This window comes from Devosia sp. (genome assembly GCF_017307565.1).
Taxonomy (GTDB): domain Bacteria; phylum Pseudomonadota; class Alphaproteobacteria; order Rhizobiales; family Devosiaceae; genus Devosia.
The window spans coordinates 1-12,049 of sequence record NZ_JAFKHD010000434.1 but is presented as its reverse complement, the minus strand read 5'-3'; the positions used below and the strand labels follow the sequence as shown (position 1 = coordinate 12,049).

The 12,049-nt window shown below is 62.7% G+C and carries 13 protein-coding genes; 3 read left to right on the top strand and 10 right to left on the bottom strand.

What is annotated here, in order from left to right; translation table 11 throughout:
• Nucleotides 1-70: 70 nt before the first annotated feature.
• From J0I64_RS18875 to J0I64_RS18865, 3 genes are all read right to left on the bottom strand, one after another.
• On the bottom strand, nucleotides 71-1,204 hold the full coding sequence (locus J0I64_RS18875) for a site-specific DNA-methyltransferase (protein WP_291411131.1): 1,134 nt from the start codon (nucleotides 1,202-1,204) through the stop codon (nucleotides 71-73).
• A gap of 82 nt (nucleotides 1,205-1,286) precedes the next feature.
• Nucleotides 1,287-1,982, bottom strand: a complete 696-nt coding sequence (locus tag J0I64_RS18870) for a ribonuclease HII (protein ID WP_291411129.1) — start codon at nucleotides 1,980-1,982, stop codon at nucleotides 1,287-1,289.
• Entirely contained in the window at nucleotides 1,982-2,347 is a 366-nt protein-coding gene (locus J0I64_RS18865; protein WP_291411128.1) for a DUF4180 domain-containing protein, read from the bottom strand. Before J0I64_RS18865 ends, J0I64_RS18870 begins: the two co-directional genes overlap by 1 nt.
• 77 nt (nucleotides 2,348-2,424) lie before the next feature.
• Here J0I64_RS18865 and J0I64_RS18860 point away from each other — a divergent pair, with 77 nt between their 5' ends.
• Nucleotides 2,425-3,009 carry a hypothetical protein gene (locus J0I64_RS18860; RefSeq protein ID WP_291411126.1) on the top strand — a complete coding sequence of 195 codons (585 nt, stop codon included), beginning with the start codon at nucleotides 2,425-2,427 and terminating at the stop codon, nucleotides 3,007-3,009.
• Here the strand turns inward: J0I64_RS18860 and J0I64_RS18855 are convergent.
• Entirely contained in the window at nucleotides 3,006-3,890 is an 885-nt protein-coding gene (locus J0I64_RS18855; RefSeq protein ID WP_291411124.1) for an aminoglycoside phosphotransferase family protein, read from the bottom strand. The genes J0I64_RS18860 and J0I64_RS18855 overlap by 4 nt on opposite strands.
• A gap of 65 nt (nucleotides 3,891-3,955) precedes the next feature.
• Between J0I64_RS18855 and J0I64_RS18850 the strand changes: the two genes are divergently transcribed.
• A complete protein-coding gene (locus J0I64_RS18850; protein ID WP_291411122.1) occupies nucleotides 3,956-4,648 on the top strand; it encodes an HAD-IA family hydrolase in 693 nt (230 codons plus the stop codon).
• 187 nt (nucleotides 4,649-4,835) lie between these two features.
• On the opposite strand, the gene J0I64_RS18845 is transcribed toward J0I64_RS18850, so the two are convergent.
• A complete protein-coding gene (locus J0I64_RS18845) occupies nucleotides 4,836-5,984 on the bottom strand; it encodes a PA0069 family radical SAM protein (RefSeq protein ID WP_291411119.1) in 1,149 nt (382 codons plus the stop codon).
• Between the two features lie 375 nt (nucleotides 5,985-6,359).
• Between J0I64_RS18845 and J0I64_RS18840 the strand changes: the two genes are divergently transcribed.
• Nucleotides 6,360-7,841 carry an MDR family MFS transporter gene (locus tag J0I64_RS18840; RefSeq protein ID WP_291411117.1) on the top strand — a complete coding sequence of 494 codons (1,482 nt, stop codon included), beginning with the start codon at nucleotides 6,360-6,362 and terminating at the stop codon, nucleotides 7,839-7,841.
• 57 nt (nucleotides 7,842-7,898) lie between these two features.
• Here the strand turns inward: J0I64_RS18840 and J0I64_RS18835 are convergent, their stop codons facing one another.
• The 5 genes from J0I64_RS18835 to J0I64_RS18815 all read right to left on the bottom strand — a co-directional run.
• Nucleotides 7,899-8,495, bottom strand: a complete 597-nt coding sequence (locus J0I64_RS18835; RefSeq protein WP_291411115.1) for a dienelactone hydrolase family protein — start codon at nucleotides 8,493-8,495, stop codon at nucleotides 7,899-7,901.
• Nucleotides 8,492-9,442 carry a glutathione S-transferase family protein gene (locus J0I64_RS18830; RefSeq protein ID WP_291411113.1) on the bottom strand — a complete coding sequence of 317 codons (951 nt, stop codon included), beginning with the start codon at nucleotides 9,440-9,442 and terminating at the stop codon, nucleotides 8,492-8,494. The genes J0I64_RS18835 and J0I64_RS18830 overlap by 4 nt, the downstream gene beginning before the upstream one ends.
• Nucleotides 9,443-9,446: 4 nt before the next feature.
• Complete coding sequence (locus J0I64_RS18825; protein WP_291411111.1) at nucleotides 9,447-10,283, bottom strand: VOC family protein; 837 nt, start codon at nucleotides 10,281-10,283, stop codon at nucleotides 9,447-9,449.
• A 114-nt stretch (nucleotides 10,284-10,397) separates the two neighbouring features.
• Nucleotides 10,398-10,934, bottom strand: a complete 537-nt coding sequence (gene moaB / locus J0I64_RS18820; protein WP_291411108.1) for a molybdenum cofactor biosynthesis protein B — start codon at nucleotides 10,932-10,934, stop codon at nucleotides 10,398-10,400.
• Nucleotides 10,927-12,049: MFS transporter (locus J0I64_RS18815; protein ID WP_291411106.1), on the bottom strand; the 1,123-nt coding region annotated here is incomplete at its 5' end. The genes moaB and J0I64_RS18815, both read right to left, overlap by 8 nt.

The window sequence follows — 12,049 nt, the reverse complement described above, 5'->3', positions numbered from 1 at the left end:
GAAAACAAAAAGGCCGCCGGGGCAAACCGGCGGCCAGTTATAGAGCCTGAATAATGATTGGAGGTCAGGATCAGGCAGAAAGCAAATCAAGTTTTTGGCGAACACTGGCCCGGAGGACATCGATGGGCTCGGCAACGCCAAGGTAGTCGTGGTGCCAGAAGGTCCACCCGTTGCATGCCTCAGATCCCTGTACCAAGGCGCCGACCTTGTGGATCGACCCCTGGTGCGGACCCGAGACGAGCGAGCCGTCTGCACGAACCATGGCGGAGTAACGTTTCGTTAAGTCGAAAAGTTGCGCGCCCGGCTGAATCAAACCCTGTTCGACGAGCGAGCCGAAGGGAATGCGTGGTTCCTTGCGCTTGGGCGTGACCGACTGCAGCGCATCGAAGACCGCCGGGCGTATCGAGGCGATGCGATTGCGGGCCGCCGCGATATAGGCTTCCTCGCGCTCGATGCCGATGAAATGGCGGCCGAGCTTCCGAGCGACGGCGCCGGTAGTGCCGGTGCCGAAGAAGGGATCGAGCACGATATCGCCCGGCTTGGTCGTCGCATTGAGAATGCGGAACAGCAGGGCCTCGGGCCTCTGGGTCGGGTGCACCTTGCCATCGTCCTCATCCTTGAGGCGCTCGGAGCCGGTGCAGATGGGGAAGAGCCAATCGGACCGCATCTGCGTGTCGTCATTGGCGAGCTTCATGGCTTCGTAGTTGAAGGTCACGCGGCTCTTCTGGCTTTTGGCGGCCCAGATGAGGGTTTCATGCGCATTGGTGAACCTTGTGCCGCGGAAATTCGGCATCGGGTTGGCCTTGCGCCAGATGACGTCGTTGAGCATCCAGAAATCGAGATCCTGGAGCGCCGTGCCGACGCGGAAAATATTGTGATAGGAGCCGATGACCCACAGGGCCCCATCGGGCTTCAGCAGGCGCCGCGCAGCCTTGAGCCAGCCACGGGTAAAGGCGTCGTAATGGGCAAACGAGTCAAACTTGTCCCAATCGTCGTCGACGGCATCGACCTTGGACTGGTCGGGGCGGGTAAGGCCCTGTTCCAGCTGCAGGTTGTAAGGCGGATCGGCGAAGATGAGATCGACGGAGCCGGCCGGCAAGGCATTCATGTGGTCGATGCAATCGCCCACGAGAATGGTGTCGATCGGAAGGCGGGTAGCCTCCTCCGCATCGGCCGACTGGGCCGTACGCGCGGTACGCAACATGCAACTATCCCTAACGCAGTACTAACCATGCCTTTGTACTTCGTCAGGGTTAATGGAGCGTTTGTAAGGGGTTAGCGAGGGGTTAAACCTCGATTGCGACCGTCGTTTTTTGAACCAGAAGGGCAGCGACCGGGGCGAAGGCCGAGCGGTGGTGGCGGCTGGGGCCATGCAGGTTCAGGGCCTGCAAATGGGCCGCGGTGCCATAGCCCTTATGGCCGGCAAAGCCGAAATGGGGCGCATCGCAATCCATGATCTCGCACATGCGGTCGCGCATGACTTTGGCAACGATCGAAGCGGCGGCGATGGAAACGCTGCGGCCATCGCCACCGATCAGCGCAATGCCGGGGCAGGGCAGGCCCGGCGGCACATCGCGCCCATCGATGAGCACGCGATCGGCAGCGCAGGGCAGGGCGCGCACGGCGCGGGCCATGGCGGCCAGGGTGGCGCCGCGAATATTGAGATCGAGAATGTCGGAGGGCGGGGCGCTGACGATGGCGACATCGGCGACGGCGAGGATCTCCTCGAAAAGCGCGGCGCGGCGTTCGGCCGTCAGCTTCTTGGAATCGTTGAGGCCATCGGGAATGCGATTGGGATTGAGGCGGACGGCGGAGACGACGACAGGGCCGGCGAGCGGACCACGACCGGCTTCATCGACACCGACGACGCAGCGCGCGCCGCGGTCATAGGCCATCTGCTCGTGGCTGAAATCGGGAAAGCCGGCTTCAGGCGCGAAGAGGTCGGAGTTCTTGTCGGCGAGAGGTTTGCTCTTCCTGGCCATCAGCGGGCCCGGCCGAAGTCGGCCTCCATGGCGGCCTGGTCGGCGGCAAAGAAATGGTGCCCGGTGCGGTTGGTTTCGCGGACGAAATCGGACAGCGCCGTGCTGCGCGCGAGATGAGCGGAGATATCGCCGAGGATGACGAGGCGCATCGAATAGTTCTGCAGCTTCTGGATGAAATGACCGGCAAGCTTGTTGCTCAGCGTGAAAAAATCCGGCGCAAAGCGCGACACGGGAATGGCGACAGCGTCGACATGGAGACCATAGGTGAGGCCGAGCACATCCAGAGCATCCTGTTCCGAGCTCAGCGACGGGCCGGCCGATTCGAGGGGCATCACATTGAGACCGTTTATTTTCTCGATGGCCACGATTGCCGTCCTCTGGTCATTTTTCTTTGGCCACTGATATAAGAGTCTGGCCGGGGGGCAAAGACGAGAGTGTTTTGATGCGCCATGTCGCCCACCTTGTTGCCCTGCTGCTGCTGTTTACCACGCATGCAGCGGCGGCCCCCTTTCAGCATCCGCAAGGCGAATGGCGCGAGTATTTTCGCGACTGGCTGGCGGCCTGCCCCGATAGCATAGACGAGGACGCGAGCCATTATTATGGCTATTCCTGCTTTGCCAGCACCGGTAGCGCGGCGCAGAACAGCGCCAGATTGCCCGCCTACAAGCTGACCCTGATCCGCAACCGGCTCGACGGCGATCTCGACATCGCCATTACCGTGGCCGTCGATCAGGGGGAATATGACGAGACCCGGCCGATGCGGCTGCTGTTTGCCGGCGATCCACCCGTCATTCTCGACATGGGCGAGGAGCTCGAAACGCGCTTCAATGTGGCGAACCAGTATTTCATCGCCGATGCCGAGATCGAGGCGCGATTGATCGAGCGCATGCAGGAGCGCGCGTCGCTGAAACTCGTCGTGCCGATGACGGGCCAGGAGAAGCCGGCCGATGTCTGGCTCTCGCTGCAGGGGGTGATGAGTTCGCTCGACTTCATGGCCACCTATGCGCGCAAGGTCGCGCAATATTAGGGGCGAACGGCGAGCCAGGCTCGTGCGGCTTCGATCATGGTCTCGATGTTTTCCGGATGCTGGTGCTCTTCGGCCAGTTCCCAGAGACGATGGATATCGGTGAGGAGCGTGATGCGATCACGATCGAGTTTTCGGCCGCCATGGCGCTCGTAACTGTCCATGATGCGGCAGGTCAGGTCGGGTGAGATCAGGTTGGAATAGATGAATTCCTGATGCAGAGGGCCAAAGCCGGCATCGCCGAAATCGAAGACGCCGGTGAGTTGATGGTTGGTGGCGTCATAGGCCATGTTCCAGCCGTGGCCGTCGAAGTAGCCGTGAACACTGCCGAGCGGATCGGGTGGCAACTGCGCCCATCTTTCGAGCGCGGGTTCGGCCCAGGTGCGCAGGTCTGACGGCAGAATCGAGGTGATCAGCCGGCGAATGGCGGATGCGTCGAGCCAGGTTTGCACGGGGCCGGCGCCCGCCTCGCGCCAGAGCGCGGGCTCGATGGCGTGGAGCTGCGCGTAGAAGCGGCCGAGCTGGCCGCCGATCTCGTGGCGTTCAGCCTCGTCGAGTTTGGCATAGGCGGCCGGGTCGAGCGCCGTGCCGGCAAGCTTGCGATGCATGGTGTGAAAGCGCGGGCGCTCGAAGCTTGCCGGCTGGGGGACCGGCAGGTCGCAGAAGCGGGTGACGAGCGAGAGCAGCTTGCCTTCATTGCGGAGGCCGGATTCGCCGAGGTCATGACGCGGAAATTTCAGAATGAAGCGGTCATCGACGTCGAGGGCGACGCTATCCCAACCATCGGCGAGGAGGGAGAAGTGGCTGTGCTCAAATTCGGGATGTGCGGCGATGGCGGCGGCCCGCAGCCGCTCGAGGCTCATATGGTCTGCAATTTCCGGCACGATTTGCCTCGTTGACGGCGGAGCGCTCTTGGTGTGGTTTGCCCCGGTTTATCGAAGGAATATTCATGACTCTCAAGCCCGGCGCCGGCCTGCTCTTTGATATCGATGGAACGCTGGTGGAAAGCGACCCGCTGCATCTCGAGGCGTTCAACCGCGCTTTTGCGCCCTATGGGCACCATTTTGACCGCGAAAGGTTCGGGCGCGAGCTGCAGGGCCTCGCCAATGAGGCGATCGGCGCGCAGTTCCTGCCGCACGAAACGCCGGACCGGCAGTGGGAAATCATGATGGAAAAGGAAGCCCTGTTCCGCTCGCTCGCCGCTGAGGGCGTCGAGCCGGTGCATGGGCTTTTCGCATTGCTTGATTGGGCCGATGCGATTGGCCTGCCGGCGGTGGCCGTGACCAATGCGCCGCGGGACAATGCCGAGCAATTGCTCGACGGCATCGGGGCGCGGCACCGGTTCAAGGGGCTGGTGATCGGGGATGAGCTGGAGTTCGGCAAGCCCCATCCGCTGCCCTATCTCGAGGGGCTGAAAATTCTTGGGGCAGATGCCGGGAATTGCGTGGCGTTCGAGGATTCGCGGACCGGGTTGAAGTCGGCGACATCGGCCGGGATTGCGACGATCGGCATGGCGACGGGGCTGGAACTGGCGCAATTGCTGGAGGCCGGGGCGACGCTGGCAGCAAGGGATTATAGGGATGCGGCGATGCTGCGGTTTATTGCCGAGCGCGTGGGGGCCAGCGAGGCGCTGAGCGCCTAGTTGGCGTCATTGTCTGGCCTCTGCCGGCAATCCAGGCTCGCGGGACGTAGACCGCCGGGACAAGCCCGGTGGTGACGATGGATGGGAGGGGCTTGGTCCCAACCGCTTCTCAGCCACTGGCTGTCATCCCGGCCTTCGCCGGGGTGACAATCGAGAGTGAATGGGCGTCAGAGCAAATGGGAAGAGCCTAAAACAAACTCATCTGCTTGCTCTCGAGCGTCGGCGGTACGAAGAGGTCGGTGCGAAGGCCCGGCAGCTTGGCGTCGAGGCCGTAGCGGTCGCGGGCTTTTTCAAAACGCTGGCGGAGGAGGGTGGCATAGGGGCCTTCGCCGGTCATGCGTACGCCCCAGCGCGAGTCGTAGTCTTTGCCGCCGCGCGTGTCGCGGACGAGGGAAAGCACGTGACGCACCCGGTCCGGAAAATGGCGTAGCAGCCACTCGCGGAAAACGTCGCGAACTTCGCCGGGGAGGCGGAGGAGGATCATCGAGGCCGCAAGCGCGCCCTGCGCCTTGCCTGCGTCGAGGATGCGCTCGAGTTCCATGTCGTTGATGGCCGGGATCATCGGCGAAGCAAAGATGGCGGTAGGCACGCCGGCTTCGCTGAGGGCGCGGATGGCTTCCAAGCGCCGGGCGGGCGAAGAAGCGCGCGGCTCCATCTTGCGGCTCAGTTTGTGATCCATCGAGGTCACCGAAATGGCGACCTTGGCGAGGCCGAGACTTGCCAGCTCTGAGAGCAGGTCGAGATCGCGCAGGATGAGCGCCGACTTGGTGGTGATCATCACCGGGTGGCGGGTTTCGAGCATGACTTCCAGAATGCCGCGGGTCAGCTGGTGCTTGCGCTCGGCCGGCTGGTAGGGATCGGTATTGGTGCCCATGGCGATGGCCTTGGGGCGATAGGACTTGGCGCCGAGTTCGTTGCGCAGGGCCTCGACGGCATTGGTCTTGATGTAGATTTCGCGCTCGAAATCGACGCCGGCCGAATGGCCGAGATAGGCGTGGGTGGGGCGGGCAAAGCAATAGGAACAGCCGTGCTCGCAGCCGCGATAGGCATTGATCGAGCGATCAAAGCCGATATCGGGGCTGTCATTGGTGGTTATGATGGTCTTGGCGCGCTCGGCGTGCTCGACCGTTTCAGTCATCGGCAGGGCTTCAACGACGCCCCAGCCGTCATCGAAATTTTCGCGCGAATGGGCCTCGAAACGGCCGGTATGGTTCGACTGGGCGCCGCGGCCGCGGATGCGATCGGAATCGATCAGCTCGCGCCGCGCCAGGTCGGCGTCGCGGCTCTGGCTGAGACGTTCAAGCGCTTCGAAGCTGGGGGCCTGATAGAGGGCCATGACTTATCTCCCTGATGCCGCGGCGCCGTGGAATCGACCCCGGTGACGCCCCATAAATTTAACAATCCAGCAAGAACGTAACAAGAACAATGTTCGAATTTTGTTCTCACAAATTCGCTCGCAGGGCAGCCCTGCGCCGAATGGGGCTGGACGGCTTAAAATGGTGGGACTAGAGAAGCATCCCCCGAAAATCGGGGCACATTAGTTAAGTCTAGAATTTAGCATTGACCGCCTGCCTCACCGGAGGTTAGTTAAGCGCGGTCTAAACTGATGGCTGCTGACAGGCCCTGTCGCAGGAAAATTGGAAAGCGCTGTCGAACTCCAGCGATGCCATGCGTCGCAGGGGTGTCACGCGCTTCAGTGAGGGTAATGGACATGACGACAGATACAGCAACATTCGAGACGCTTGAACAGAGCGCTCCCCATCATCCGGACAATGCCGCGCGTAACCGACTGGTCATCGGGCTCCTGCTCGTCTCGACCTTCGTGGTGTTCCTCAACGAAACCATCATGAGCGTGGCCATCCCGCACCTGATGACCGATCTGGGCGTGACGGCAAGTCTCGCGCAGTGGCTGACCACGGCGTTCCTCTTGACCATGGCCGTGGTGATCCCGATCACCGGTTTCCTGCTGCAGCGCCTCAATACAAGGCCGATCTTCATGGTCGCCATGTCGGTCTTTGCCGCCGGCACGCTGATCTGCGCCGTCTCGCCGGGCATTGAACTGCTGATCGCCGGTCGCGTGGTGCAAGCCGTGGGTACGGCCATCATGATGCCGCTGCTCATGACCACGGTCATGACGCTGGTGCCGCCCGAAGGGCGCGGCAAGATCATGGGCAATATTTCCATCGTCATGTCCGTGGCTCCGGCCATCGGCCCGACGATCGGCGGTTTTATCCTTGCCCATTTCGACTGGCGCTTCATGTTCTATTTCACCCTGCCCATCGCCATTCTGGCGCTGGTCATCGGTGCAAGCCGTATCCGCAATGTGTCGACGCCGCGCTATGCGCCGCTCGATGTGCTCTCGGTCATTCTCTCGGCCTTTGCCTTCGGCGGTCTGGTCTATGGCCTCTCGAGCCTGGGTGAAGGTGCGGAACATGGCTCGGCCATTCCGGCATGGGCGCCGATTGCCGTGGGTCTCGTTTCCATGGGGGCTTTCGTCTGGCGCCAGTTTGGTCTCCAGAACGAAGATAAGGCGCTGCTCGACCTGCGGACCCTGCAGCACAAGAACTATACCTTTGCCCTGATCACCATGGCGGTTGCCATGGTGGCGCTGCTGGGTAGCTCGATCCTCTTGCCGATCTATACGCAGAAGGTTTTGGGGCTCGACACGTTGCAGACCGGCATGCTGCTGCTGCCCGGTGGCCTGCTCATGGGTGTGCTTGGTCCGATCGTGGGTCGTCTTTATGACCGCGTTGGTCCGAAACCCCTGCTCGTGCCGGGCGTGACGGCGGTTTCGGCGGTGATGTGGGCGCTGACGCTGGTCAGCCAGCATACTCCGGTCTGGGCCGTGGTGGCCGGTCACATCGTGCTCAGCATCGGTCTGGCCTTCACCTTCACCCCGCTCTTTACCGCGTCGATGAGCTCGGTGCCGCCAAAGTTCTACTCGCATGCCAGCGCCATTCTCGGATCTGTGCAGCAGGTGGCCGGTGCGGCTGGTATCGCGCTCTTTGTGGCGGTGATGAGCCTGCAGACGGTGGCGGGTGCCGCAGCAGGCCTTAGTGAGGTCGATGCGCTGGCGGCTGGTATTCGCGGCGGCTTCCTCTGCGGCGCCGTGGTGTCGCTGCTGATGATCGTTGCGGCCTTCTTCGTGAAGCGCCCGGAAGGCGGTCACGGCGGCCCGGCAATGGGTCACTGATGAAATGAGAAAAGGCCGGGCAATGCCCGGCCTTTTTGTTTGGGTTGCAGTGGGGCGTCAGGCGAACAGCGCGCCCAAAAATTTCGCGGCTTCCGCGACGCCTTCGGCGGATACGGAATGGCCGAGACCCGGCTGAACGAAACTGCTGACAGCCACGCCGCGGGACGAGAGTCTGGTCTCGGCATCGGCCACTTCCGCGACGGGCATCATGCGGTCTTCGGTGCCGTGAACCAGCAGCAGTTTTGAGCCCTTCAGCGGCTCCAGTGGCTCGGGCGAGGCAAGGCGGCCGGAAAAGGCGACGACGCCGGCGATCGGCCAGCGGCCGGAGGCGATGACGTCGAGAGCCATGATTGAGCCCTGCGAAAACCCGACCAGGGCAACCCGATCGAGGCGCGTGGCAAAGCCTTCGCGGCCGATGATATCGGCAAGGATGGCGTCGAAAGCCGGGCGCGCCGCGGCGACGCGGGCGGGGCGGTTTTCGGTGGTGACACCATCGATGCAGAACCACTGGTGTCCGGCATTGAAGCGGCCCGGACCATCGGGGCTGACGAACCTGGTGTTTGGCAGCGCCGGGGCAAGGGCTGGTGCGAGGCCCCCGATATTGGCGCCGGAACTGCCGACGCCGTGAAGGAGAATGACGAGGCTGTCGCTCATGCTGCCACCTCATAAAGGCCCGGGATATGAGGGCCACGGGGGACGATGCCGCCGGGGTTCAGGGTCTTGATCGAATAGTAGCCGCGCTTGATGTGGTCGATATCGACCGTTTCGCGAATGCCCGGAATGGCAAGCACGCGCAGCATATAGGCCTGCAGGTTCGGGTAGTCGGCGATGCGCTTCAAATTGGTCTTGAAGAGACCGTGATAGGCAGCGTCGAACCGAACCAGAGTGACGAAAGCGCGGATATCGGTTTCGGTCAGCGTGTCGCCCAAGAGAAAGCTCTTGCCTTCGAGGCGGGCCTCGAGGTCGTCGAGAGCGGCAAAGACATCGGCATTGGCTTCGTCATAAGCAATCTGGGTGGTGGCAAAGCCGGCGCGATAGACGCCGTTGTTGAGGCGTGGATAGATGTAGTCGTTGAGCGCGTCGATTTCCGCGCGGAGGGCTTCCGGGTAGAGGTCGTACTCGGATGAAGCGAGGTCGCCAAAGCCGGAATTGAGCATGCGCAGGATATCGGCGCTCTCATTGTTGACGATGGTGTTTTGTTTTTTGTCCCATAGCACCGGCACGGTGGCGCGACCGCTGATGGTCGGATCGGCCTTAGTATAGATCTCGTGCATATAGGTTGCGCCATTGATCGGGTCGGGCGTCAAAAAACGCCAGCCTTCGTCGGTCAGTTCGGGTTCGACGACGGACATGGAGATGACGTCGTTGAGACCCTTCAGACTACGGCCGATGATGGTGCGGGAGGCCCAGGGGCAGATCAGCGCGACATAAAGGTGATAGCGGCCGGCTTCGGCCTTGAAGCCTGCTTCGCCGGTCGGACCGGCACTACCGTCTGGGGTGACCCAGTTGCGGAAGGACGAGGTCTGGCGCACGAAGCCGCCCTTGGCGTCGACGCCCTGCACCGGTTGCCAATTGGCGGTCCACTTTCCGTTGACGAGCATTTGCTTAGGCCTCCTTGGTGCTGAGCGTGAGGGCGAGGCCCCACGGATCGGTGAGCGTGTTGGTTTTGGCGGCAGCGCGCGCGGTGATGGCGTCGCGCTGCGCATTGGTGTCGAGGATGAGTTCGAAGCCGACAAGGCCGGTGGTTTTCGGGTCGATCGGGCCAGCGCCGCGGCTCGACCAGACATTGGTCGCGAGCTGATGGTGATAGCCGCCGGCACCATAGAAAGTGGCGCCTGGATAGTGACAGGTGATGTCGGTGCCGAGGACGCCAGCATAGAAGGGCTCGGTGGTCGGGAGATCGCCAACCTGCAGGTGCATGTGGCCGACGATCACGCCGGAGGGGGCGCCCGACCAAGCGGTGGTCGCGTCGAAATTGAGGAGGCCGTCGATGTCGAGCGGGTCCGAAGCCATCTGGATGAGGCCATTGTCGTTCGGCCAATCGGAGCGTGGACGATCGCCGTAGACCTCGATGCCATTGCCTTCGGGGTCGTTGAGATAGAAGGCCTCGCTGACGAGGTGGTCGGATGCGCCGCCGACAGGGATACGCTCCTTGGCGACATAGCGCAGCCAGGCCGCAAGATCGGTGCGGCTGGGCATCAGGAAGGCGGTGTGGAAGAGACCGGCAGCGCGCGGATTACGCTGGGTAAAGTCGGTGCTGCCGCGCAGTTCGAGCAGCGGCGTCCGGCCGACGCCGAGGCGCAGCGTAGAACCGTCGCGATCGATGACGTCGAGACCGAGCAGGTGGCGATAATAGTCGGAGACCGTGTCGAGCTGGCGCACATTGAGCGTCACCAGGCCGATCTGCATGGGGGCCGTAGCGGCCTTGTTCAGCGCAAGCATGGGGCAAAAATCCTTGGCGCGGACTACCCGCGCTCTCTGCCCATTCAAATGCGCCTTATGATCGGTTCCGTAAAGCGAACGATGCCGAACGTGTTGTTCGGGAAAACGACAAAGTCAGCGCTCGTCGAGGCGCGGCATCAGCTCGACGAAATTGCATGGCTTGTGTCGGTAGTCGAGTTGCTGCGTCAGAATGCCTTCCCAGGCATCGCGGCAGGCGCCGCGCGAGCCGGGGAGGCAGAAGACGAAGGTGGTGCCGATGAGGCCCGCCGTGGCGCGCGACTGGATCGAACTCGTACCGACCGTGGTGGCGGAATATTGGTGGAAGAGCACGGAAAAGCCTTCCATGCGTTTGTCGAAAAGGGGTTCCACCGCCTCGGGCGTCACGTCGCGGCCGGAAAAGCCGGTGCCGCCGGTGGTCAGGATAACGTCAACCTTGGGATTGGCGACGTAGGCTTGTACCGCAGCGCGGATGAGCTGGATATCGTCGCGCACGACCTGGCGATCGACGCAGGTGTGGCCATCGGCTTCGAGCAGCGACTTCAGCAGCGCGCCGCCGGTATCGGTTTCCAGCGTCCGCGTGTCGGAAACGGCGATGACTGCAATGGAGAGGGGCTTGAACGTCCGGTCTTCGAATCGATCCGTCTTAAACACGCTTGGGCTCCACCGTTTCGATCAGCTCTTCGGGGACGGCGGGTTCGTGCCGCACGACCTCCTCGTCCTCGGCATCACTATCAGCCCGCGGGTCGAGCACAATGGATTCCGGTGTCACCTGCCGGTCCATGGGCTGGAATGGCGCGCGCTCGGCGGCGTCGCGGCTCTTGCGGACACGCATGCGCATGAAAGCGAAACCGGCAACGGCAGCGTGGAAAATCGCGGTGATGATGAAGAGCGCCATGGGGGCGATATTGCTCATCAGCACCGAGGCGATGGCCGGGCCGATGGCGAGGCCGCAGCCGAGGATCAGCAGCATGCCGCCGGCGATCTTGGCGAAATCGCCATCCCGCGCGAAGTCGTTCGCATGGGCCACAGCGATTGGATAAAGCGGGTTGGCGGCAAGGCCATAGAGGCCGAACAGCACATACATCAGCCAGCCGGCGCTGGGATTGATGAGGACGATAAGGAGGCCGACAACCGCTGAACCCGCAGCAAGGCCGATCATCACCTGGCGGCGATCGATGCGGTCGGAAAGGCGGCCAAAGGGAATTTGCGCGACCGCGCCGGCAATGGCGGCGATGGCGAAGAGGAGAGCAATGCCGGAGGCGTCGAGCCCTTGCTCGTAGCCATAGACCGGCGCGAGCGTGCCGAAGGCGCCATTGGCCATGCCGCAGCAGAAGGCAGCGACGGCGGCGACGGGCGATGTCTTGATGAGGAGCGGAATATCGAGCTTGGCCGACGCCAGGGGGCGCGGTTGCGGGCTCGAGGTGAGGGCGGTCGGGAGCAGGGCGCAGATGAAGCTGATGGCGCCGATGACGAAGGGCAGGTAGCCCGCGGTGCCGGTCATCGACATCGCCATCTGGCCGACGGTCGAAGCGGCAAGGTTGATGGTCACATAGATCGAAAAGATCGTGCCGCGGCTCTTGTTGTCTGCGACTTCGTTGAGCCAGCTTTCAACGATCATGGCGGCGCCAGCAAAGCAGAAGCCGGAAAGGGCACGGAGCACGATCCAGCCGACATCGTTGATCCAGAGCAGATTGAGCAGGATCGTGATGGTGCCGATGGCGGCCATGACCGAATAGGCGCGGATATGGCCGACTTTTCGCACGATC

Coding starts and splice junctions, on each gene's coding strand:
- J0I64_RS18875 (WP_291411131.1), bottom strand. CDS start 1,204: ATGTTGCGTACCGCGCGTACGGCCCAGTCGGCCGATGCGGAGGAGGCT.
- J0I64_RS18870 (WP_291411129.1), bottom strand. CDS start 1,982: ATGGCCAGGAAGAGCAAACCTCTCGCCGACAAGAACTCCGACCTCTTC.
- J0I64_RS18860 (WP_291411126.1), top strand. CDS start 2,425: ATGCGCCATGTCGCCCACCTTGTTGCCCTGCTGCTGCTGTTTACCACG.
- J0I64_RS18850 (WP_291411122.1), top strand. CDS start 3,956: ATGACTCTCAAGCCCGGCGCCGGCCTGCTCTTTGATATCGATGGAACG.
- J0I64_RS18845 (WP_291411119.1), bottom strand. CDS start 5,984: ATGGCCCTCTATCAGGCCCCCAGCTTCGAAGCGCTTGAACGTCTCAGC.
- J0I64_RS18840 (WP_291411117.1), top strand. CDS start 6,360: ATGACGACAGATACAGCAACATTCGAGACGCTTGAACAGAGCGCTCCC.
- J0I64_RS18835 (WP_291411115.1), bottom strand. CDS start 8,495: ATGAGCGACAGCCTCGTCATTCTCCTTCACGGCGTCGGCAGTTCCGGC.
- J0I64_RS18830 (WP_291411113.1), bottom strand. CDS start 9,442: ATGCTCGTCAACGGAAAGTGGACCGCCAATTGGCAACCGGTGCAGGGC.
- J0I64_RS18825 (WP_291411111.1), bottom strand. CDS start 10,283: ATGCTTGCGCTGAACAAGGCCGCTACGGCCCCCATGCAGATCGGCCTG.